Annotated in this window: 20 protein-coding genes; 16 read left to right on the top strand and 4 right to left on the bottom strand. The window is 62.5% G+C overall.

The window, feature by feature from the left end:
• Positions 1-39 precede the first annotated feature (39 nt).
• The 3 genes from N2604_RS13860 (at position 40) to N2604_RS13870 (ending at position 2,197) form a co-directional block, all read left to right on the top strand.
• Positions 40-477 (top strand): hypothetical protein, encoded by a 438-nt coding sequence (locus N2604_RS13860; protein WP_260375180.1) that lies wholly within the window; start codon positions 40-42, stop codon positions 475-477.
• 7 nt (positions 478-484) lie between these two features.
• Positions 485-1,129 (top strand): TetR/AcrR family transcriptional regulator, encoded by a 645-nt coding sequence (locus N2604_RS13865; RefSeq protein ID WP_260375181.1) that lies wholly within the window; start codon positions 485-487, stop codon positions 1,127-1,129.
• A gap of 99 nt (positions 1,130-1,228) precedes the next feature.
• Positions 1,229-2,197, top strand: a complete 969-nt coding sequence (locus N2604_RS13870) for an IS481 family transposase (RefSeq protein ID WP_260375182.1) — start codon at positions 1,229-1,231, stop codon at positions 2,195-2,197.
• 96 nt (positions 2,198-2,293) lie between these two features.
• Here N2604_RS13870 and N2604_RS13875 read toward each other — a convergent pair whose 3' ends face one another.
• On the bottom strand, positions 2,294-2,947 hold the full coding sequence (locus N2604_RS13875) for a TetR/AcrR family transcriptional regulator (protein ID WP_260375183.1): 654 nt from the start codon (positions 2,945-2,947) through the stop codon (positions 2,294-2,296).
• Positions 2,948-3,179: 232 nt separating this feature from the next.
• Here N2604_RS13875 and N2604_RS13880 point away from each other — a divergent pair, with 232 nt between their 5' ends.
• The 7 genes from N2604_RS13880 (at position 3,180) to N2604_RS13910 (ending at position 11,150) form a co-directional block, all read left to right on the top strand.
• Positions 3,180-3,911 (top strand): sensor histidine kinase, encoded by a 732-nt coding sequence (locus N2604_RS13880; RefSeq protein ID WP_260375184.1) that lies wholly within the window; start codon positions 3,180-3,182, stop codon positions 3,909-3,911.
• The gene (locus tag N2604_RS13885) at positions 3,908-5,023 is read left to right on the top strand and encodes an efflux RND transporter periplasmic adaptor subunit (protein ID WP_409241712.1); all 1,116 of its coding nucleotides are present in this window, start codon (positions 3,908-3,910) and stop codon (positions 5,021-5,023) included. Before N2604_RS13880 ends, N2604_RS13885 begins: the two co-directional genes overlap by 4 nt.
• Positions 5,020-6,096, top strand: coding sequence for an efflux RND transporter periplasmic adaptor subunit (locus N2604_RS13890; RefSeq protein WP_260375186.1), 1,077 nt, complete (start codon positions 5,020-5,022; stop codon positions 6,094-6,096). Before N2604_RS13885 ends, N2604_RS13890 begins: the two co-directional genes overlap by 4 nt.
• Positions 6,093-9,242, top strand: a complete 3,150-nt coding sequence (locus N2604_RS13895; protein WP_260375187.1) for an efflux RND transporter permease subunit — start codon at positions 6,093-6,095, stop codon at positions 9,240-9,242. The genes N2604_RS13890 and N2604_RS13895 overlap by 4 nt, the downstream gene beginning before the upstream one ends.
• Before the next feature lie 277 nt (positions 9,243-9,519).
• Positions 9,520-9,753, top strand: a complete 234-nt coding sequence (locus N2604_RS13900; protein ID WP_260375188.1) for a hypothetical protein — start codon at positions 9,520-9,522, stop codon at positions 9,751-9,753.
• Positions 9,744-10,013: a DUF3551 domain-containing protein gene (locus tag N2604_RS13905; RefSeq protein ID WP_260375189.1), complete on the top strand. Its 270-nt coding sequence runs from the start codon at positions 9,744-9,746 to the stop codon at positions 10,011-10,013. Before N2604_RS13900 ends, N2604_RS13905 begins: the two co-directional genes overlap by 10 nt.
• Positions 10,014-10,154: 141 nt before the next feature.
• On the top strand, positions 10,155-11,150 hold the full coding sequence (locus tag N2604_RS13910) for a PAS domain-containing protein (RefSeq protein WP_260375190.1): 996 nt from the start codon (positions 10,155-10,157) through the stop codon (positions 11,148-11,150).
• Position 11,151: 1 nt separating this feature from the next.
• Here the strand turns inward: N2604_RS13910 and N2604_RS13915 are convergent, their stop codons facing one another.
• On the bottom strand, positions 11,152-11,340 hold the full coding sequence (locus N2604_RS13915) for a hypothetical protein (RefSeq protein WP_260375191.1): 189 nt from the start codon (positions 11,338-11,340) through the stop codon (positions 11,152-11,154).
• A gap of 211 nt (positions 11,341-11,551) precedes the next feature.
• Here N2604_RS13915 and N2604_RS13920 point away from each other — a divergent pair, with 211 nt between their 5' ends.
• The 3 genes from N2604_RS13920 to N2604_RS13930 all read left to right on the top strand — a co-directional run bounded on the left by N2604_RS13920 (position 11,552) and on the right by N2604_RS13930 (position 15,553).
• Complete coding sequence (locus tag N2604_RS13920; protein ID WP_260375192.1) at positions 11,552-12,907, top strand: globin-coupled sensor protein; 1,356 nt, start codon at positions 11,552-11,554, stop codon at positions 12,905-12,907.
• Between the two features lie 25 nt (positions 12,908-12,932).
• The gene (locus tag N2604_RS13925; protein WP_260375193.1) at positions 12,933-15,137 is read left to right on the top strand and encodes an EAL domain-containing protein; all 2,205 of its coding nucleotides are present in this window, start codon (positions 12,933-12,935) and stop codon (positions 15,135-15,137) included.
• Positions 15,138-15,334: 197 nt separating this feature from the next.
• Positions 15,335-15,553: a DUF6894 family protein gene (locus tag N2604_RS13930; protein ID WP_260375194.1), complete on the top strand. Its 219-nt coding sequence runs from the start codon at positions 15,335-15,337 to the stop codon at positions 15,551-15,553.
• 458 nt (positions 15,554-16,011) lie between these two features.
• On the opposite strand, the gene N2604_RS13935 is transcribed toward N2604_RS13930, so the two are convergent.
• The gene (locus N2604_RS13935) at positions 16,012-16,290 is read right to left on the bottom strand and encodes a hypothetical protein (protein WP_260375195.1); all 279 of its coding nucleotides are present in this window, start codon (positions 16,288-16,290) and stop codon (positions 16,012-16,014) included.
• 816 nt (positions 16,291-17,106) lie between these two features.
• On the bottom strand, positions 17,107-17,865 hold the full coding sequence (locus N2604_RS13940; protein WP_260375196.1) for an SDR family NAD(P)-dependent oxidoreductase: 759 nt from the start codon (positions 17,863-17,865) through the stop codon (positions 17,107-17,109).
• Positions 17,866-18,029: 164 nt separating this feature from the next.
• Between N2604_RS13940 and N2604_RS13945 the strand changes: the two genes are divergently transcribed.
• From N2604_RS13945 to N2604_RS13955, 3 genes are read left to right on the top strand one after another with little or no spacing between them, the layout of a single operon-like run.
• A complete protein-coding gene (locus N2604_RS13945) occupies positions 18,030-19,295 on the top strand; it encodes an extracellular solute-binding protein (protein ID WP_260375197.1) in 1,266 nt (421 codons plus the stop codon).
• A gap of 2 nt (positions 19,296-19,297) precedes the next feature.
• The gene (locus tag N2604_RS13950; RefSeq protein WP_260375198.1) at positions 19,298-20,239 is read left to right on the top strand and encodes a carbohydrate ABC transporter permease; all 942 of its coding nucleotides are present in this window, start codon (positions 19,298-19,300) and stop codon (positions 20,237-20,239) included.
• On the top strand, positions 20,232-21,077 hold the full coding sequence (locus tag N2604_RS13955; RefSeq protein ID WP_260375199.1) for a carbohydrate ABC transporter permease: 846 nt from the start codon (positions 20,232-20,234) through the stop codon (positions 21,075-21,077). Before N2604_RS13950 ends, N2604_RS13955 begins: the two co-directional genes overlap by 8 nt.
• The last annotated feature ends 9 nt before the right edge of the window (positions 21,078-21,086 follow it).

Consider the following 21,086-nt stretch of genomic DNA (forward strand, 5'->3'; position numbering starts at 1 on the left):
AAGTTGATCTGCACTGCGACAGGAGACAGGAGCGATCTTATGAGCACAGTGTACATACCGGCCCTGGCTGCCTTCGGCGGCTCTGCGTTCGGTGCGGTCTCGACCATCGTCACTGGATGGTTTAGCGGACGCCGAAGGCGTCGCGAGCTTCATCATGCCCGCTCGTTCTCGAAACGCGAACAATTGTACCATGGCTTCATCGAGGAGGCATCACGGCTCTATGCCGACGCCCTGGTCAATGATCACCCCGAAATCCCGCAACTGGTCAGCCTCTATACGCTGGTCGGGCGCATGCGGATCCTGTCGAGCAACGAGGTGGTTCAGGCGGCCGAGCGAGCCGGGCACTTGATCATCGAAACGTATCTCTCGCCAAATCGCACATTCGTCGATCTCCCCAAATTCATCGAGGAAATGGATCCCTTGCGCAATTTCGGAGAGGCCTGCCGCCGCGAGTTGATGAACATTCCGGCGCAGTGAAGACGTTATGCGCGAGCAGATTGAAGATCGAACCAGGAGCGCCCGCCGCAGCATCGTGCAGGCCGCCATCCATCTCTATGGCGAGATGGGACACAACAAGACCACAGTCGCCGACATCGCGAGGAGTCTGGCGATGTCTTCGGCAAGCGTCTATCGATTCTTTCCCTCGAAGCGGGCCATCGAGGAGGCTGTGGTGGAGGAGGTGCTCGAGGAGGCGGTCAGTGCGGCGGCTGAGGCGGCCGGCGGCAGTGGGCCGGCGATACGGCGCTTGGCCGCAATCCTGAAGGCCATCGCCGACTGTAATGAAGGTCGACCGGCGAAGCATCGGCGGCTGCAAGACCTGATAACTCTGGCCGTTCGTCAGAACTGGACCGTCTTCCTCACCTACGAGGACAGGATCCGAGGGCTGGTGCGGCCGATCATCGGCGCGGGGCAAGCACGCGGTGAACTGCAGGGCGGCAGTCCAATGGCGCTGACCTGCTGCCTGCTGGAAGCCATGGACGTCCATCTCAATCCATCCCGGATCGGAGCTGCGACGCTGCGACCAAGCTTCGAGGAGATGTTGAGTTTTTGCACGAGCGCTTTGCGTCGCGCGCCATTCCTGCAACCGGCCGAGATGACAGCTCGCGCGAAGCTCAGGTTCGCCGGCTAATGCGGATGAGCTAGATGTGAGCTTTCAGGAGGTTGTCCATCCGGTCCGGAACGAGGAAGCTGAAGTTGTCGAAGCTTTAGCCAATCCCCGGAGGACCGAATGGACACCCATAAGAATGCGCCTCTGACGCCAAAAGGTCGAGAGGCCATGGTGCGAAGCGTGATCGAGGATGGCCTGACGAAGGCTGCAGCCGCGCTCCAGTTCAATGTTTCAGCCAAGACCGTCGCCAAGTGGGTCAAGCGCTTCCGCGAGGAAGGTGTGGATGGGTTGCGTGATCGCTCCTCAAAACCCCTTTCATCGCCAAGCCAAACCCCTGTCGCCACATGCACCGTCATCGAGGCGTTGCGCCGGCAGCGCCACATAGGCAAGCAAATCGCCGCCGAGGTAGGCGTCTCGCCAGCGACCGTCAGCCGTATCCTGCGGCGGCTGGGATTGAACCGATTGCGCGATTTGGAACCAGCCGAGCCAGTGCGGCGCTATGAACGTGAACACCCCGGCGAGCTGATCCACATCGACATCAAAAAGCTGGGCAAGTTCAAACGTATAGGCCATCGCATCACCGGCGACCGAATGGGGCAGAGCAGCCTGCGGGCGCGCGGTGAAGGGCCTGGCTGGGAATATGTCCACGTCTGTATCGACGATGCTTCGCGGATCGCCTTCAGCAAGGTCATGAAGAGCGAACGACAGGGCTGCGCCGTGAGTTTCCTCAAGGCCGCGATCGCCTACTATGCGAGCCTGGGCATCAAGGTCGAGCGGGTGATGACCGACAACGGCTCTTGCTACAAATCCTTCGCCTTCCGCAAAGCCTGCAGACGTCTCGGCCTCAAGCATATCCGCACCAAGCCTTATACTCCGAAGACCAACGGCAAGGCCGAGCGCTTCATCCAGACCAGTTTGCGCGAATGGGCCTATGCCCGCGCTTACAACACCTCAGAAGAAAGGGCTGCTGAACTGCCGAGATGGCTGCACAGCTATAACTGGCACCGCCCGCATGGCAGTATCGGCTCGATGCCACCGATCAGCAGACTCGCCCTAACCAGGAACAACCTGTTGAGGCTCCACAGCTAGAGCATGATCCGGAAAAGTGTGAAGCGGTTTTCCGAAAAGATCATGCTCAACAACAACCTAAAGCGCGATGACGATTCATCCTAATCGCATCGCGCTTTAGTGCGTCCAGTCCGTCTCGCAGGCGGCCAGGAAAAAGCTGACGCGCTCGCGCACGAAGCCACGAAGTTCTTTCTCCAGGTCCTTCGAGGTCTCGCCGACCAGCGCGCGAAACAGCATCGGCAGCAGAATGAGATCGAGGAAGATTTGCGCGGTGGCGCGGCTCCGCTTGGCGCTGAACGGACCTCTCGGCGTGCGAGCCAGCTTCTGAGTGGCGTCGTCCAGGAGCTGGGACACTGCGGCCAGAGACCGGTCGCGGGCAGCGTCATGAACATTGCGGCTCAGCTCCGGAAACTGCTGCGATTCCGCGATCGTGGTGCGCACCATCCCGAGCGATTCCTCCAGGAATCTTTCGACGATCTCGGTCCCGAGGCTCATCAGCTTGTCCTCGATGGTGCGCCCTTCCGGCACGAAGCCGTCGAAATCCGTCAGGCCGTCGACGGTGCGGGCCACCACCGCCGCGAACAGTGCTTCCTTGCCTGGGAAGTGGGCGTAGATCGTCGGTTTGCTGGCGGGCGCGAGCTCGGAAATGTCGTCGATGCTCGCGCTGCGGTATCCCTTCTCCAGAAACAATTGCTGAGCGGCATCGAGGATGCGGACCTGTGCATCGCCGGCAAGGTCCTTGGGCGGTCTGCCTCGTTTGGTCTTCTTCATTTCAGGAACTCCCAATCACGAGTCTGTGCGCGTCTGCTTCCCGCTTGACACGGCGCGCGAAGAAAGGCAAGAAAAAGAAAATATACGGTATAGTTCATTTATGCAGGCTGCTTGCCGCCGCAGGGCCAGGCCTGGAGGCCGCGAAGGGTGACGCGCTCGGCCGACCGCCCGACCCGACTCGACCCGAACTGAGGAGAATGTCGTGACTGTTCTGAACCCAGATCCGCCAGGCTTGCCGGAAGGCGTGCTGCTGCGCGAGCTGCATCACAGGGTCACCAACGGTGTTGCCTTCGCCATCAATCTGGTCTCCGCCGCCGCCATCCGTGCCGAAGGGGCGGAAGCCAAGGGCGCGCTTAGCGACGTCGCCGAGCTGCTGCACGGCTATGCCGACGTGCATCGTGCGCTCGGGATGCCGCCGGGCGACACCTTGATCCAGGCTGCGACCTACATCCGCAAGCTGGGCTGTGGCATGCGCCGGGCGGTCCTGGACCGGATGAACATTCAGCTGGCATTCGCGACACAGCCCCTCGCGCTTCAGCCGCAGCGCTGCTGGCACCTGGGGTTGATCGCCCATGAGCTCGTGATGCACGCGGCACGACACGCTTGTTTCGATGCACGGGCCGGACAGATCAGGATCAAGCTGACGCGCACCGGTGCGCTGGTGAACTGCGTGATCCTGGACAACGGCTCGCATCCCGCGCGGGAAGCTTCCGATCGCGAATTGCGCATTGCCAGGGATATCGCGCGGGCTCTCGGCGGACGCATCGAGCAGGGTTTCGGAGCGGAATTCACCTCGATCGTCCTTTCGTTCCCGCTGACCGAGCGCGAACGGGGCGCAAACTGGTCGATCGCAACGCGCCAGATGAGGGCTCCGCGTCGCTCGAAAGCCACCGTTTCGAACCGCCCATCCGCCGATGCGCTTGGCGGGCTGTTGTCACCCTCCCACCATACGGACGCGCCATGACAAGCCAATATTCGAGCCCTGTTCGAACGCCACATGTGGGGAAGGCCTTCGCCGCGGCCTCCGTGCTTGTCAGCATTGCGTTGACAGGTTGCAACGATCACGCGGCGCAGACGGCCACACGGGCAGCGCTGGTCCGGACCACGATCGTACAGCCGCGCGATCGGGAATCCTCCCGCACGTTGACGGGAGAAGTCCAGGCGCGCTTCCGTGCCGATCTTTCGTTCCGCGTCAGCGGACGGGTGGTTGCGCGCATCGTGGACGTCGGTGCGCACGTCAACAAGGGCGACGTCCTCGCCCGTCTCGATCCGGCCGAGCAACAGGCAGATGTCGACGCTGCGACGGCGGCAGTGGCCTCGGCCGAAGCCCAACTGCGCGTGGCCAAAGCTACGTTCGAGCGGCAGAAAGCGCTGATTGCAAGCGGTTTCACCACCCGCACGGTCTACGACCAGGCCCAGGAAGGTCTGCGGACCGCCGAGGGCCTGCTGGAGGCGGCCAGGGCGCAGCTGGGCACCTCGCGCGATGCGCTCGGATACACCGTGCTGCGCGCGGAAGCGGACGGCGTTGTCACCGCGCGAAATCTCGAGGTCGGCCAAGTCGTTCCGGCTGCCCAACCCGTGTTCTCGCTTGCGCAGGACGGGGAGCGGGATGCCGTCTTCGAGATCTACGAATCCGTCTTCCTTGGCCAGACCGACAGCCGCCGCGTGACGCTGGCGCTGGTCTCCGATCCCAGCGTTGCAGCAGCGGGTGAGGTCAGAGAGATTTCACCGGCCATCGACGCGAAGAGCTCCACGATCCGCGTCAAGGTGTCCATCGCGAATCCGCCGGCTGCGATGACGCTGGGCAGCGCCGTCTCGGGGACGGTGAAGGCTAAAGCTCAGAACGAGATCACCCTGCCCTGGAGCGCGCTGATGGCGGCGGGTAGCAGGCCAGCCGTCTGGACCGTTGACCCCAGGACGCAGACAGCGTCGCTGAAGCCCGTCACGGTCGGCGCTTATGAAGCCGGTCAGGTGCTGATCAAGGCAGGCCTCGAGCCCGGCGAGCGCGTCGTCGTCGACGGCGGCAAGCTCCTGAGCGTCGGTCAATCGGTCACTGAGGAGGGAGGTCAGTCATGAAGCGGCAGGTCATGATGATCGCTGGCACGGTCGCGGCGGCCGCATTGCTGACCGGCTGCCAGCAGGAGACGAAGGCGCCGGAGCCCGTGCGCCCCGTGCTCTCGATGGTAGCCACGCCGAATAGCGGTGACAGCACGGTTGCGGTCGGCGTCGTCGAGCCGCGCTACAAGACCAACCTTGGCTTTCGCGTACTCGGACGCCTGACGTCGCGTCCGGTCGACGTTGGCGACATCGTCAGCGAGGGACAGATCATCGGCACGATTGATCCCACCGCGCTCGATCTCGCCGTTCGCGCAGCCAAAGCTCAGCTTGCCAAGGCCGAGGCGCAGCTTGCGACGGCCAAGGCCACGGAGGAGCGGCAACGAACGCTCATCACCAGCGATGCGACCACCAGGCAGACGCTGGACAATGCCGAGCAAGCCCGCGCCGGCGCCGAAGCAAACGTGGCGCAGGAGCAGGCGAACCTGACCAAAGCGATCGAGCAACTCGGCTATGCCCGGATCAAGGCTGACTTCGGCGGCGTCGTCACCGCTGTCGACGCGGAAGTCGGTCAGGTGGTCTCGCCCGGTCAAACCGTGGTGACGATCGCGCGGCCGGACATTCGCGAGGCGGTCGTCGATATCGGGGAAGACCTGCCTGTGCCGCTCGACGTCGGTCTCACGTTCACCGTCAGCCTGCAGCTCCTCCCCACCGTTCAAGTCGAGGGCAGGATTCGCGAAATCGCGCCGCAAGCCGATGCGGTGACGCGGCTGCGACGTGTCCGGATTGCGCTCGACAACCCGCCCGAAAGCTTCCGTCTCGGCGCAACCGTCACGGCGAAGTTCGGCAAGGATCAGAGCAAGGTCTTGCGCCTGCACGCATCGGCGGTGCTCGCCAAGGACGGCGCGGATTTCGTCTGGGTGGTCGATCAGTCCGCCGGCACCGTCTCCTTGCAGAAGATCGAGGGTGTCGCCGATGAGGCGGGCATCCGCGTCACCGGTGGGCTTGCTGCAGGCACCCGCGTCGTTACCGCCGGAATTCACAGCCTCAAGCCAGGACAGCACGTCCGCATCGAACAGGATCAAGAGCCATGAAGTCGTTCAACCTTTCCGACTGGGCGCTGGGCCACCGCTCGCTCGTCTGGTACTTCATGATCGCCTTCATGGCGGCCGGCCTGTTTGCCTATCTCCAGCTCGGACGGCAGGAGGATCCTGACTTCACCATCAAGACCATGGTGATCCAGGCGCAGTGGCCCGGCGCCTCGCCCGAGGAGATGACGCGTCAGGTCACCGACCGGATCGAGAAGAAGCTGGAGGAGCTGGAATCGCTCGACTACACCAAGAGCGTGACGGTCGCCGGTCAGACCACCGTCTTCGTCTACTTGCGCGATTCGACCAAGGCGGCCGACGTCAAGCCGACCTGGGTGCGCGTTCGCAACATGATCGCAGACATCCGGGGCGATTTCCCGCAAGGCGTGGTCGGCCCCGGTTTCAACGACCGCTTCGGTGACGTCTTCGGCAACGTCTACGCCTTCACCAGCGACGGCTTGAGCCAGCGACAGCTCCGCGACCGGGTCGAGGATATAAGGGCCAAGGTGCTGACCGTGCCCGATGTCGGCAAGGTCGACATTCTCGGCGCGCAGGACGAGGTGATCTACCTCGAACTCTCCACCCGCAAGGTCGCGGCTCTCGGCTTCGATATCAAAGCCGTCATGACTTCGCTGCAAGGTCAGAACGCGGTGGCGCCCTCCGGCGTGTTCCAGGAGGGGCCGGAGCGGATCAGCGTCCGCGTCAACGGCCAGTTCGCCTCCGAGGCGAGCCTGAAGACGGTCAATCTGCGCATCAACGATCGCTTCTTCCCGCTGACCGATGTTGCCACGATCACGCGCGGCTATGCCGATCCGCCGTCGACGCTGTTCAGATACAACGGTCAGCCCGCCATTGCGCTCGCGGTCGGCATGAAGTCCGGTGCCAACCTGCTCCAGTTCGGCGAGGCGCTGAAGGAGGAGATGGGGAGGATCATCGCCGACCTGCCGATCGGCGTCGGCGTGCACCTCGTTGCCGACCAGCCCGTCGTGGTCGAACATGCCGTGTCCGGCTTCACCGAAGCGCTGTTCGAGGCCGTGATCATCGTGCTCGGCATCAGCTTCCTGAGCCTAGGGATGCGTGCCGGTCTCGTGGTCGCGATCGCCATTCCGCTCGTGCTCGCGATCACCTTCGTCGTGATGGCCTATTGCGGCATCTCGCTGCAACGCATTTCGCTCGGGGCCCTGATCATCGCGCTTGGTCTTCTGGTCGACGATGCCATGATCGCCGTCGAGATGATGGTGGCCCGGCTCGAGGTCGGCGATCCCCTCGAAAAGGCGGCGACCCACGTCTATACGTCGACGGCGTTCCCGATGCTGACGGGAACGCTGGTCACCGTCGCCGGATTCATCCCGATCGGGCTGAACAGCAGCAACGCCGGCGAGTTCACCTTCACCCTGTTCGTGGTGATCGCGGTATCGCTGATCGTCTCCTGGATCGTGGCGGTGTTGTTCACGCCCTTGCTCGGCGTCACGATCCTTCCCGCCAAGATGAAGGGGCATCACGAGCAAAAAGGACGGATGGCGCAGATGTTCGCGCGCCTGCTCCTGTTCTGCATGCATCATCGCTGGAGCACCATTGCGGTCACCGTCGGCGCCTTCCTGCTTGCGCTGTTCGGCTTGCAGTTCGTGCAGCAGCAGTTCTTCCCCTCGTCCGACCGCGCCGAGCTGGTGATCGACTGGAACCTGCCGCAGAACGCCTCGATCACCGAGACCAACATGCAGATGGCGCGTTTCGAGCGCGAGCAATTGCAGGGCAACCAATCGGTCGAGCACTGGTCGACCTATGTCGGCACCGGCGCGCCGCGCTTCGTGCTGTCGTTCGATGTTCAGACCGCCAACACCTGGTTCGGCCAGCAGGTGATCGTGACCAAGGGCGGCATTCCGGCGCGCGACCGGCTCAAGGCGCAGTTCGAGGACTATTTGAGGAGGACGTTCCCGGGCACCGACACCTACGTCAAGCTGCTCGAGGTCGGCCCTCCGGTCGGGCGTCCGGTGCAGTACCGTCTCAGCGGGCCTGATATCGCCAAGGTGCGCGATCTCTCACAGAAGCTTGCGGCAATCGTGCGGAGCAGTCCCGATCTCGGCAACGTGGTGTTCGACTGGATGGAGCCGGCCCGCGTCGTCAAGGTCGACGTGTTCCAGGACAAGGCGCGCCAGCTCGGTCTGACCTCGGAAGACATCGCCACCACGCTGAACTCGGTGCTTCGGGGATCGCCGATCACCCAGGTACGTGACAGCATCTATCTGGTCAACGTCACGGGACGCGCCACCGCGGCGGAGCGTGCCTCGATCGACACGCTGCGCGACCTGCAATTGACCGGTCTCGGCGGTCGAGCCGTGCCGCTCGGGGCCGTCGCCAATCTGCGCTACGAGCTGGAGCAGCCCACGATCTGGCGCCGCGCGCGGATTCCGACCATCACGCTGAAGGCCGCCGTCATCAGCAACGTTCAGCCGAAGACGGTCGTTGACCAGCTCGCGCCGAAAGTAGCGGAATTTGCAAAGCAGCTGCCCGCGGGCTACGCGATCAAGATCGGCGGCTCGGTGGAGGAGAGTGCCAAGAGCCAGGGGCCGATCATCGCAGTCGTGCCGCTGATGCTGTTCGTCATGGCGACCGTGCTGATGGTGCAGCTGCAGAGCTTTTCGCGCCTGTTCCTTGTGTTCGCGGTCGCGCCGCTCGCGCTGATCGGCGTCGTCATAGCCATGCTGCCGAGCGGCGCGCCACTGGGTTTTGTGGCGATCCTCGGCGTGCTGGCGCTCATCGGCATCCTGGTCCGAAACTCCGTGATCCTGATCGTGCAGATCGAGGATCTCAAGAACGAGGGCAGGCCGGCCTGGGATGCGGTGGTGGAAGCAACCGAGCACCGCATGCGCCCGATCCTGCTCACGGCCGCCGCGGCAAGTCTCGCGCTCATTCCAATCGCGCGCGAGATTTTCTGGGGCCCGATGGCCTATGCCATGATGGGCGGCATCATCGTCGGCACGCTGCTGACGCTGCTGTTTCTGCCGGCGCTCTATGTGGCGTGGTTCCGGATCCGTCCGGATCATGCGGATGAAGCACCTTCACATGATCCCGAAGCCGTTGCGAACGACGCGCCCGCCGAAGACGGGCCCGCTCGCAATGCCCCGCAGCGTGTGCTCGAGCCCCAAATCTAGAACGGAGACGACGATGCTCTCGAAGACGCTATCAGTCTTTGCTGTCACGGTGACGGTCGCGGCGAATTCGCTCGCTCCGTCTATTGCATTTGCGCAATTTCCGCCGCCGCCACCGATGGCGCCCGCCGGCCCTCCGCCGATGGCTCCAGCCGGTCCCCCAGCCATCGCGGCTCCCGGTCCCGCCGCCCCTGTCGCTGGTCCCGGCCCTCGCCTCGGTCCAGCAGCCGGGCCGCGCGTTGATCTCGCCACGCGAGGTGCCGGTCGCGGGCCGGCTGTCGTGAGCGCCGCGCGGACGACGGCGCTGAACATCGGTGGTAGCGGCCATCGCTACGGCGGCGAGCACGGCTATGGAGGCTATGGATATGGAGCGCGCGCTGCGAGCTATGCCGGCGCATACGCAGCCGGCGCCTACGCCGGCTACGCCTATGGCGGGGCGCGCTCGAGCTACGACACGAGCGGTGGTTGCCGCTACGTTTACAGCCGTCATCGCAGGTATCTCGTGTGCGACTAGCAATTTTCAGCTTCGTCGCCATTGTCGCAGCGTCAACGGTCGCGGCGATTCTGATCCCTGCCGAGCTGGACGCGACACAGGAATACGCGTTCTGCCGACTAGACTATGACTCGGGGGTGCGCAGTTGCGCATTCGAGACTATCGATCAGTGCGTTTCAGCCATCGCTGGACGCGGCGGGAGCTGCTTTCGCAGCCCCAGCAGCGAGGCGAACGCATCATTTGCCCATGCTCCGAAGATGCATGCCGGTCATCGCCACTGATCTGTCGGTCAGCGGTGGCTTCCGCCGTATCGATGTCGATCGATGTCATCGCCAACGCAAGTCAGACCAGGCTGGCATAAGGCTGGACAACATTCCTAACTTCGCTAACTGTTGGGTCTTTGGATCATCAAGAGCAAAAAAATGTTGGACCTCTTAAAGGGGGGTACCGAAGAAAGCTTCGGCGTTATCGAACGGGAACTGCGGTGCGGCCTGTGGAGCTGGGATCTGCGTGCGAACGAGATGCACTGGTCGCGCGGGTATTATGATCTTCTGGGTATCGAGCCGGGAATGGTAACACCATCCTTTGCGGCCATTCTCCAGGTGACCCACCCGGATGATCGCAGTGCGCAGGGCGAGGTCGAGCGCGTCATCCAGAAGGCATCGACCATCAGACGGAAATTTCGTGTCATCCGTCGCGGCGGTAACATCGCCTGGATCTATTGCCAGATCATCATCTTCGTCGATCCGGAAGGGGCTGCAGAGAAGGCAATCGGTATCTGCACGGATATCACCGCTCGCGAGGATCAGCTCAACCAGCTCCGGATTGCCGATGAGCGCTACCGTGCCCTGATCAAGGCAGCCGGAGCAGTGGTATGGATCGCGAAATCGGACGGCCGAATCCACGAGCTTGTCAATTGCGATCACGGCAGCAAGGCCATTGCGTCGGAATTGGGTTGGCTGCAGCTCATCCATCCGGATGACCAGGAGAAGATCATCCGAGTTCGCGACGCGGCGCGCCGGGAGAAGCGCGGCTACGATGTCGTGCACCGCATCATTCAGCCCGATGGCAGTTTCAAATGGAAGCGATCGTCCGGGCAGCCGGTGCTCGATGATGGGGGGAATATCAAGGAGTGGCTCGGGATCAGCGTTGATCTCGACCGCGATACGGCGCGTTCCGTCGCCCGCCGCATCACCGGGGCGCAAATCAGGGCTGCGCGCGGACTGCTGCGTTGGTCGGTGGTGGATCTGGCGCAGGCCGCGGGCATCACGCGTGCGACCATCCGCCGGCTGGAAGAGCTGGACGGCGCTCCAGCACACAATGATCCGGCGCTTCCCTTGATCGAAACGGCCCTTGCAAGAGCCGGTGTCGAATTCCTGTTTCCAGAAGCAGGTAAACCTGGCGTGCGCCCTCGCTAAATTAGCGCCTCACCTGTACTGATCCAGCAAAATTGGTCGGATTTTTCATCGCAAACGCCGCACCACGCAAATCTGGCGTTCCATTGTCGTGACATCGTGCGTCGCCAATCGCAATTGCCGCATGAGCCGAACCGCACGCGCCAATTTTGCCTAACAGAAGGTTAGCGGGATCGGCATTATTGTTCTGCACGTTGGGCTCCGACAAGGCGTGCGGGCATGGTGACGCAAATCATTCGGTATCTCGGAATCGACACGCGCACTCGGCTCCGCACGCTCGAATAATATGGGGCCGTCGATATGGCGCTTACGCTTTCAAGCAGTTCGGACTGGGCTCGTCGACCAGCCGCTTGATACCGGAGTCCCAGTCACTTTTCTCACAATCAATTTTGAAGGGCATCGCAATGACGGACTTGCCTGCATGCGCCAATTCCGATCAGCACCGCATGGCCAGAATGCGGTTTATGGGAATCACATCCCGCAGCGGGGAGTTGTTGCGGGAGTTCTGGGCGATCGCCGAACCTGCCGTACCGCGCATTCTGGACGGCTTCTACCGTCATGTCACGAGCGAGCCTCGGCTTGCCGCGCTGATTGGGAATGATATTCCCAGATTGAAATCGGCCCAGGGTACCCATTGGGCGCGATTGTTCAACGGGCGGTTCGATGATGAATACCTGAAAGGGGTCCGCGCCATCGGCATGGTCCACAACAAGATCGGCCTGGAGCCGCGTTGGTATATCGGTGGATATAACTTTGTCCTGAACCAGCTCGTGGCGCTCGCTGTTCAACGCTACCGCTGGAAACCAGGTCACCTCTGCGAGCTCTTGAGCGCCGTGAATTGCGCCGTGATGCTCGATATGGAGATCGCCATCTCCGTCTACCAGGAGGCAATGCTCGCCGAGCGGGAAAAACGTCAGGAGACGATCCACGCCGCCATTCGGAGCTTCGATGCGCGGATGAAGGCGGTTGTGGATAGGATCGGTGGTTCGGCTGGCGACCTTCAGAGCGCAGCCAATGCGCTGGCCGCGAGTTCGTCGCAGTCGACCCAGCAGTCCAGCGCGGTAGCCGCCGCCTCGGAAGAAGCGTCGACGAATGTGCAGGCGGTTGCCGCATCGACCGAGCAACTCACCTCGTCAATTCAGGAGATCGGCCGCCAGGTGTCCGAATCGACGAAAATCGTCCAGACCGCGGTGGATCAGTCGGCGCGGTCCGGCGACACGGTCCAGAGCCTTGCAAAGGCGGCCCAGCGGATCGGCGACGTGGTGGAGTTGATCAGCACCATCGCGGGGCAGACCAATTTGCTCGCTCTCAATGCCACGATCGAAGCAGCGCGGGCCGGCGAGGCCGGGCGCGGCTTCGCAGTCGTGGCTTCCGAGGTTAAAGCCCTGGCGGAGCAGACGGCAAAGGCCACCGGCGAGATCGGTGAGCAGATCCTCTCGATTCAGGGGGCAACGAAGGAGGCGGTGGGGGCGATCCAGGACATCGGCCGCACGATCGGGTCGGTCAGCGAGATCGCAACCGTCATAGCGGCGGCCGTGGAAGAGCAGGGCGTGGCTACTGCCGAGATCGCGCGCAACGTCCAGCAAGCAGCCGAGGGCACGGACCAGGTATCAAGCAACATCACCGGCGTGAGCCAGGTCGCCGCCGAAACCCGGCAGACGGCGGAAAAGCTTCTGAGCGCTTCTGAAGAGCTGTCCATTCAGGCTGCGGGCCTTCGCTCGGAAGTGGAGGCGTTCTTTGCCGACATCCGGGCGGCCTAACGTGTCATCAAGGCTTGGCGACCCAATGATCGAACCAACGATTGATCTCGAGATCGCGAATGTTGACATGAACAACGGGTTTTCCGCTTCGTGCGATCCGCGCCGATCTCGTCAGCCTGCGAGCGGCGAAACCGAACGCCAGCGAAAGGCCGAGGTGAACTGGAAGCAGCTGCTGCATACGGCCATCGAAAGCAGCTCTCATGGCCTGTGTGTCTTCGACGATCAATCCAGGCTGGTGATAGGGAATGAACAGCACCGCAGCCTTTATTCGCTGGCATCTACCGAGGTTTCGCCGGGCCGCCAAGTGGAGGATGTTCTCAAGGGCCGCCATGCCCGAGTAGTCGGGGCGAATGCCAAAGGCCAGTTGGCCGACTACCTGGCGGCGATACAGCGGGGCGAAGAGTTCCAGACGACGTATGAATTGCAGGATGGGTCCTTCGTCGAGCTCGATATGCATCCCATGTCCGACGGTGGCTTCGTCGAACGGCACCGGGATGTCACCGAGCTTCGTCTTGCTGAGATCCGGGCCGAGAAAGCAAGGCAGGAGCTGATCGAGAAGCAGTACGCAATCGATCAGGCCGTCATCGTGGCGATCACCGATATTCGCGGAACGATTACTTACGCCAACGATCGATTTTGCGAGATCAGTGGGTACACCCGGGAGGAGCTGGTTGGAAACAACCATCGCCTCCTGAAATCGGGGGTTCATTCGCAGGATATTTTCCGACAGATGTATCGTCGCCTCGCCCGAGGCGGCGTATGGCGGGGCGAGCTTTGCAACAGGGCGAAAAGCGGGGAACTCTACTGGGTCGACACCGTGATAACGCCCCAGCTTGGCCCGGAAGGGAAGCCGGTCGCCTATATGGCGATCCGGGTCGATATTACTGCCCGAAAGAACGCCGAGGCGCAGCTCTGTCACGCAGCCCGCCACGATGCGCTGACTGGTCTTCTGAACCGGGCAGCTCTGCTGGACGGTCTTTCGGAATGGCTTTCCCAAACGCACGCAAAACAGCAGACCCTGATCGTTTACCTGCTTGATCTAGATGGTTTCAAGCATGTGAATGACACGCTCGGACATGCCGTCGGAGATGCATTGCTCAAGCAGCTCAGTGGACGTCTGATCTCGGTCGCTCCGGAGACTGCCCTGATCGCACGTTTAGGCGGGGACGAATTTGCGATCGTGCAGATCAGCGCCGAGGATGCGCGTGAGCAGACCCAAGCGCTCTCGGCCAACCTCCTGCAAACGATCGCCATACCGTTCTCTTTGGAGTCGCAGGAAGCTTCGGTCGGCGTTAGCATCGGAATATCGATTGCACCGTTGCATGGTCTTACGGCTCCAGAGCTCCTCTACAAAGCCGATTTGGCTCTCTATCGAGTCAAATCGGAGGGGCGGAGCGGATTTCATGTCTTTGAAGATGAAATGCGCAGCCGCGCGCAAGACCGCAATCGACTCGTCAATGAGCTACGTGCTTCAGTTGCGCGTGGCGAGTTCGAGTTACATTATCAGCCCATCTGTGAGGCAGGATCCCTGCGGCCGCGCAGCGCGGAAGCGTTGGTGCGATGGCGCCATCCCTCTCGAGGCTTGCTCTATCCAGATGAGTTCATCGGAGTCGCCGAAGAAACTGGGCTCATGGAAGCGTTGGGACGATGGACCCTGGAAAGGGCGTGCGCAGACGCCGTAGCGTGGCCCGGAGAGATCAAGGTGGCAGTCAATCTGTCTCCCTCTCAATTCCGAGGAGGATTTCTCTTCGACTCGATCTTCGGCGTGCTGATGAAAACGGGTCTTCCGCCGCATCGGCTTGAGCTCGAAGTCACGGAATCGATGCTGCTGCAGGACGAAGAAGAGAATCTTCTCTTGTTCCGCCAACTCAAGAACATCGGAGTATCCTTTGCACTGGATGACTTCGGCATTGGCTATGCGTCGCTCGGTTCCGTCGTGGCATTTCCATTCGACAAGCTGAAGGTCGATCGTTCGTTTACGAGCGAGCTTCCGGGCAAGCCCGCGAGCAGGGCAGTCGTCGCATCGGTCATGACATTGGCCAGGGGGCTCAATGTGCAGGTGACGGCGGAGGGTGTTGAGACGATGGAGCAGCTCCAGTACTTGCGCAACCAGGGAGTGGATTTCGTTCAGGGCTATCTTCTCGGCAGGCCAGTCCCATCCGGCGCGCTCGACCTGACGGGGGCGCCACTACATTCTGATTTACCGGACGCGAGTTGCTTCAAAAGATGAGGGCCGCGCACCGCCGCCCACCGGAGCGGCCTTGATCCGGATCAAGCTCCGGGTGGGCGAGCCGCGCTAATATACAATTTGCGTGACTCGGCCCACGGTTACGTCGCCAAGTCGCCGCCGAGGTTCAATTCCCCGCATCTCGGCGGCTCCTGTCTTCGATGATTCAATCGAGCCGCGGGGACCGTGGGAATGAGCCGATGCGCATCTATTACTTCGATATCAGGGACGGCGTGCCCGTCCGGGACAAGGCGGGGCTGGAGCTTGCGAGTGACGGCGCCGCCATCGCCCACAGCAAGGGCCTTGCCGACCAGGTGCGCAGAGAAAAGCCGAAGGGTCATCCCGAGCTTCAGATCGTCGTCATCGACGAGAGCGGCCGCGAAGTTCACCGCGAGCGGGTCTATCCGGGCGCGGCCTGACCACGGTGAGGCGCCGAACCGGCAGCCCGATCGCACGCGGAAGGGCCGGACGGTCGAACGTCAACTTCGAAATTGCTCCCTTGCCGCAAAGCGCCCAGGGTGCGCGCAAGCGCGATCAGTTCAGCCTTCCAAGAAGTCTTCGGATGATCTTCCGCAAGTTTTCGGCGTACTCGTCGACGACCTGTCGCCTCTCGGTCGATGGCGGCAGCTGACGGTCGTCGTCCCCGTCCGGCGACGGAGTATCCGTTTTGGATCTCCCGCGGATGATGGCGGCGATCGGCTTTGTCACTTTCACGGGAATTCTGACCTCTGATGCACGACGCGCATCGTTCAGGCTAAGGGCCAATTCCATCTGCGGCCTTCACACAAGTTAAGCCGCCGGGGGACCGATCTGCAACTTGCTGTCATCGACGCGCCGCCTCGCCGCAAAATCCTGCAAAGGAACCAATCGCGGCGCGCTAGGTGCACGAGGCGGTCGGATCGCACTTCGGGCAGCGGCCGTCGGCGGCTGCGCCGAGCTGGCGGCCGAGCTCGGCCCTGAGAGCCTCCTTGTCCCATTCCGCGCCGTCACATCTGACGATTCGCTTGGCTCGCTCGAAGGCGTGGCTCTCGGCGGCGTCATCGCCGATGCGGATGATCACGTCCCAATGGAAGGGGCAGGCCGTCGTCGCACGGGTCGTCTCCAGTGCGTAGCGCACGACCTCGGTGAGATCGTCGGTGTCAATATCGGCAAGCATGTTCCGTTCTCCTGATCGGCGTCCCCCGTTGCCCAGGCCATGCTCCGGCTTTGACGAAAATCGGCCCCGGGCTCGATGGGAGCGCCGAGGCCGATTGTTCGCGTGGCTCTTCCATTCGGGGTCTGAGCTCGTCCAACAAACCCGCGCTGCCGATCTTCGTTCCATCGAACTCTCCGGCGGAGCCGCTCTCCGGCCTGCTCCATGCTCGCGGTCTTCTGCACTCATCCGTAAAGCGGCGCCGGGAAGGCCTCGAAAATCCAAACGTCGCTCGCCCCGACAAAGGGAACCTTGAAAAGCCTTCCCGATGCCGACACAAGGCTATCGTCAGCATCACAAGCATGTCTTGATCCAGCTCAAAGGAGGCGGCGGCGGACGACCGAGAGATCTCGATTTGGCAACCCGCTCACAAGCGCTGCGCGATGTCTTCACCGCTTCCCGCGTCAATCCGTTCAGGACATCTGCGTAAGTATTGGCCCGCAATTTCCAGGTCGCTGCGGCGGGCGCATATCTTTCGGCATGGAGCGCAACGTCATCTTCAAATGCCCCCGCACGGGCATGAACGTGCAGCACTGGCTTCCCGGCACAGCCTCCGACGCCGCGGACGCGCACGTCCCGGTCCGTTGTCCCGCTTGCGCCTCGCTGCACTTCGTGGGTGTCGCCAGCGGCAAGACCTTGAGCGAGGGCATCGGTCGGCCTCGGACGGCCACCGCGCCAGCCGGTCTCGGCCACCGGCCTGATCCGTCGCGCCCTTGACTTCGTGAGCTTCGTGCGGGCGCGCCCGAGTCAGATTTTCCGCACACTGATCCCTACAGCGCTTCAGACCCAGCCGCCGTCGACGATGTAATGCTGGGCGGTGCAGGCGGAGGCCTCGTCGGAGGCGAGGAAGACGGTGAACTTCGCAACCTCGTCCGGCATGAGCCTGCGCTTCAGGCATTGTCGCTGCTGCAGCTCGACCTCGCCGGCCGGCGTCATCCATTTCTCGAGCTGCCGCTCGGTCATGATCCAGCCCGGCGCGATTGCATTGACGCGGATGTTGTAGGGGCCGTAATCGCGCGCCAGTGAGCGCGTCAGCCCGATCACGCCAGACTTGCTGGCGGTGTAGGCGGCCATGCCGCCTTGTCCTGCGATCCACGACACCGAGCCGAAATTGATGATGGCGCCGGCATTGGCCGCCTTCATGTCCGGCAACACGGACTGCGATGCAAAGAACTGGTGCTTCAGATTCACCGCGATACGGTCGTCCCAGTATTCCGGCGTCATCTCCTCGGTGTTGTGCCGCTCGTCATGCGCGGCGTTGTTGATCAGGATGTTGATCGGGCCATGAGCCTTGCGTGTCGCGACGACGCCGGCACGCAGCGCGCCGATGTCGGTGAGGTCGACATGCTGGAAATGCGCGGCCATGCCCTGATCGGACAGCTCTCGCGCCAGACGCTGTCCCTCGTCGATCTTGATGTCGAAGAACACCACCGTGGATTTCTGCTGCGCAAAGCGCCGCACGATCGCAGCGCCTATACCGGCTGCGCCACCGGTGACGAGCACGACCTTGCCGGCGAGGTCGGAATAGATGGCAGCCATTGGGCACCTCGGTTGTTGCGGCCGGCGCGGCGGGCCGCGACCGACTCTTTTTTCAAACCTTAGCCATTCCGCTGGTGAGGTGCATAGATCAGAATTTGGGTTGCGTACCTCAAAAATTGAGGGCAGGATTGCATCAAAGAATAACAGTCGTTCGGGAGGATGTGATGAGATTGCTCGGGAAACTGGGACTCGCTGCTGTCGCATGCCTGCTTTGGGCCAGTTCCGCGTCAGCCGACACCACGGTGAAATGGCTGCACATCGAGGTCAACCCGGCCCAGGTGAAGGTCTGGGAGGAGGTCGCACGCAGCTATGAGGCGTCGCATCCCGGTGTGAAGGTCGAGATGCAGTTCCTCGAGAACGAGGCCTACAAGGCCAAGCTGCCGACCATCCTGCAATCGAAGGACCGGCCGCACATCATCTATAGCTGGTCCGGCGGAGTGCTGAAGGCGCAGGTCGAGGCGGGCGTGCTGGAAGACATCACCGATTCTGTGAGGAGCGGCGGCTACAGCGACACGATCGCACCGGCGGCGCTCGCCGCCTTCACCCAGAACGGCCGCGTCTTTGGACTTCCGATCGCGCTATCGCAGGTCGGCTTCCTCTACAACAAGGATTTGATGGCCAAGGGGAATGTCGATGCAAGCAAGATCAAGACATGGGACGATCTGCTCGGCGCGGTGAAAACGCTGAAGGCCGCGGGTGTTACGCCGATTGTGGTTGGCGGTGCCGATAAATGGCCGCTGCATTTCTACTGGACGCATCTCGCTGTGCGCGTCGGCGGCAAGCCGGCCTTCGATGCAGCGCTGAAGGGGGAGAATGGTGGCTTCGCCGGGGAGACCTTCCAGAAATCCGGCGAGCTGTTCAAGCAGCTGGTCGATCTCCAGCCGTTCCAGAATGGCTTCCTCGGCTTCAAGAACCCGCAGGCCGTCGGCTATTTCGGTGACGGAAAGGCCGCGATGATCCTGGCCATCTCGTCCTTCTATCACACCCAGCGCGCACTCGCCGCCGACAAGGTCGGTCTCGGCGACGACAAGCTTGGCTGGTTCGATTTTCCGGTCGTACCCGGCGGCAAGGGTGAGCCGTCAGACACGCTCGGCGGCATCACCGGCTGGTTGATCACCAAGGGGGCGCCCAAGGAAGCCACCGACTTCCTGAAATTCTTTATCTCCAAGGACGTGCAGGTGCGGCTTGCTGCCGGCAACTTCATCGTTCCCGTCGTCAAGGGCGGCGAGGCCGGCCTCAACAGCGCCTTCATGAAGCAGATCGCGGCCAATCTGGCGAAGTCCAACTATCACCAGAACTTCTACGACCAGAGCCTTGGCCCCTCGGTCGGTCGCGTCGTCAACGACGTCACGGCGGAGATCGCCGGCGGCAGCATGAGCCCGCAGGACGCGGCGAAGGCGATCGAAGCGGCGTACAAGCAGGGTAACTGACGGTGGCGCGACGGATCGCGATCACCTCGCCGATCGGCGTTGCCGGTGAGGCGGCCCCCCAGGTCGCGGTTCGTGGCCCAGGCTGGGATGGCCGCTTCACGGTCCTGATCCTGTTCCTGCCGCCGGCGCTGCTGCTGTTCACGCTGTTCGTGGTGCTGCCGATCGGCGAGGCCGCCTGGTACTCGGCCTTCAACTGGAACGGGTTCGGCAGGCCGACCAACTGGATCGGTTTCGACAATTACCGCTTCGTGCTGGAGACGCGGGCCTTCTGGCTCGCGCTGCGCAACAACGGGCTGATCATCGCCGTGTCGCTCGCCGTCCAGCTGCCGCTTGCGCTCACGCTGGCCCTGATGCTCGCAGAACGCTTTCGCGGCGCCGTGGCGCTGCGCATGCTGTTCTTCATGCCCTATATCCTTGCCGAGATCGCAACCGGCCTGATCTTCAGCTTCGTCTATGACGGCGATTACGGCCTCGTCGCCTCGATCTGGCGCACTTTCGGCGCCGAGCCTCCGCATCTCCTGGCCTCGACCGACACGGCCATGCTGGCGGTGCTGATCGTGGTGGTGTGGAAGTATTTCGGCTTCCACATGATGCTGTTCATCGCCGCGCTCCAGAGCCTCGACAAGAGCCTGGTCGAGGCCGCCCGTATCGACGGCGCGACGCGGACGCAGACGCTGCGCCACGTCGTGATCCCCTTGCTCTATCCCACGATCCGCCTGTCCGTGTTCTTCGCCATCATCGGCTCGCTGCAGCTGTTCGATCTCGTCATGCCGCTGACGCGCGGCGGACCGGCCGACTCCTCGAACACGATGGTGAGCTTTCTGTATAACAACGGCATCTCGCGCATGCGGGTCGGCTATGGCAGCGCCATCGGCGTCATCCTGTTCGCGATCTGCGTGACCTTTGCCTTCACCTACAAGCGATGGTTCATGCGCGATGAATAGTGCCGGTGCCAGAGGCGCGTTCGATCCCGCCGTGCTGTTCAAGGCGCTGTTCCTCGGCCTGATCGCGATCTTCGTCCTGGTGCCGCTGCTCGCGACCCTGCTCGGCGGCTTCAAGTCGCTCGGCGAACTCCGCGTCAATCCGTTCGGCCTGCCCAGGCACTGGGAGTGGCAGAACTACGCCGACATCCTGTTCTCGGCGCGCTACTGGCAGCTCCTGCGCAACTCGCTTGTTATCTCGACCCTGGCGGTGACGCTGACCCTGATCACGGCTTCGATGGCCGCGTTCACCTTCGCCCACGTCAGGTTCTTCGGCTCATCGATGCTGCTCAGCTATCTGACGCTGGGCCTGCTGTTTCCCGCCGCGACCGCCGTGCTGCCTCTGTTCATCAAGGTGCGGGATCTCGGCTTGCTCGATACCTATTTCGGCGTCGCGCTGCCGCAGGTGGCGTTCAGCCTTGCCATGAGCGTGCTGCTGCTACGCCGCTTCTTCAAGGACATTCCGTATGAGCTGCTCGAGGCCGCGCTGGTCGACGGCTGCAGCTACATCAAGTTCTTCCGCTACGTGACGTTGCCCTTGTCGCGTCCGATCCTGGCGACCGTCGGCACCATCACCTTCGTCAACAGCTGGAACGCCTACCTGCTGCCGCTGGTGATGCTTAACACCGATGCGCTGTATCCCTGGCCGCTCGGCATCATGGTCTATCAGGGCGAATACTCGTCCGAATGGCACCTGATCCTGGCTTTCATCACGCTCACCATCCTGCCCACGATCATTCTGTTCCTGCTGGCGCAGAAGCACATCGTGGCCGGCCTCACCGCAGGTGCGGTCAAGGGATGAGCCATCTGA

Source organism: Bradyrhizobium sp. CB1015 (assembly GCF_025200925.1).
In the GTDB taxonomy this organism is placed as follows: domain Bacteria; phylum Pseudomonadota; class Alphaproteobacteria; order Rhizobiales; family Xanthobacteraceae; genus Bradyrhizobium.

What these genes read in the sequence shown, in the direction of transcription:
- N2604_RS13930 (WP_260375194.1), top strand. Translation starts at nt 15,335, where the DNA reads ATGCGCATCTATTACTTCGATATCAGGGACGGCGTGCCCGTCCGGGAC.
- N2604_RS13910 (WP_260375190.1), top strand. Translation starts at nt 10,155, where the DNA reads ATGTTGGACCTCTTAAAGGGGGGTACCGAAGAAAGCTTCGGCGTTATC.
- N2604_RS13870 (WP_260375182.1), top strand. Translation starts at nt 1,229, where the DNA reads ATGGACACCCATAAGAATGCGCCTCTGACGCCAAAAGGTCGAGAGGCC.
- N2604_RS13945 (WP_260375197.1), top strand. Translation starts at nt 18,030, where the DNA reads ATGAGATTGCTCGGGAAACTGGGACTCGCTGCTGTCGCATGCCTGCTT.
- N2604_RS13935 (WP_260375195.1), bottom strand. Translation starts at nt 16,290, where the DNA reads ATGCTTGCCGATATTGACACCGACGATCTCACCGAGGTCGTGCGCTAC.
- N2604_RS13865 (WP_260375181.1), top strand. Translation starts at nt 485, where the DNA reads ATGCGCGAGCAGATTGAAGATCGAACCAGGAGCGCCCGCCGCAGCATC.
- N2604_RS13920 (WP_260375192.1), top strand. Translation starts at nt 11,552, where the DNA reads ATGACGGACTTGCCTGCATGCGCCAATTCCGATCAGCACCGCATGGCC.
- N2604_RS13875 (WP_260375183.1), bottom strand. Translation starts at nt 2,947, where the DNA reads ATGAAGAAGACCAAACGAGGCAGACCGCCCAAGGACCTTGCCGGCGAT.
- N2604_RS13925 (WP_260375193.1), top strand. Translation starts at nt 12,933, where the DNA reads ATGATCGAACCAACGATTGATCTCGAGATCGCGAATGTTGACATGAAC.
- N2604_RS13860 (WP_260375180.1), top strand. Translation starts at nt 40, where the DNA reads ATGAGCACAGTGTACATACCGGCCCTGGCTGCCTTCGGCGGCTCTGCG.
- N2604_RS13955 (WP_260375199.1), top strand. Translation starts at nt 20,232, where the DNA reads ATGAATAGTGCCGGTGCCAGAGGCGCGTTCGATCCCGCCGTGCTGTTC.
- N2604_RS13940 (WP_260375196.1), bottom strand. Translation starts at nt 17,865, where the DNA reads ATGGCTGCCATCTATTCCGACCTCGCCGGCAAGGTCGTGCTCGTCACC.
- N2604_RS13895 (WP_260375187.1), top strand. Translation starts at nt 6,093, where the DNA reads ATGAAGTCGTTCAACCTTTCCGACTGGGCGCTGGGCCACCGCTCGCTC.
- N2604_RS13890 (WP_260375186.1), top strand. Translation starts at nt 5,020, where the DNA reads ATGAAGCGGCAGGTCATGATGATCGCTGGCACGGTCGCGGCGGCCGCA.
- N2604_RS13885 (WP_409241712.1), top strand. Translation starts at nt 3,908, where the DNA reads ATGACAAGCCAATATTCGAGCCCTGTTCGAACGCCACATGTGGGGAAG.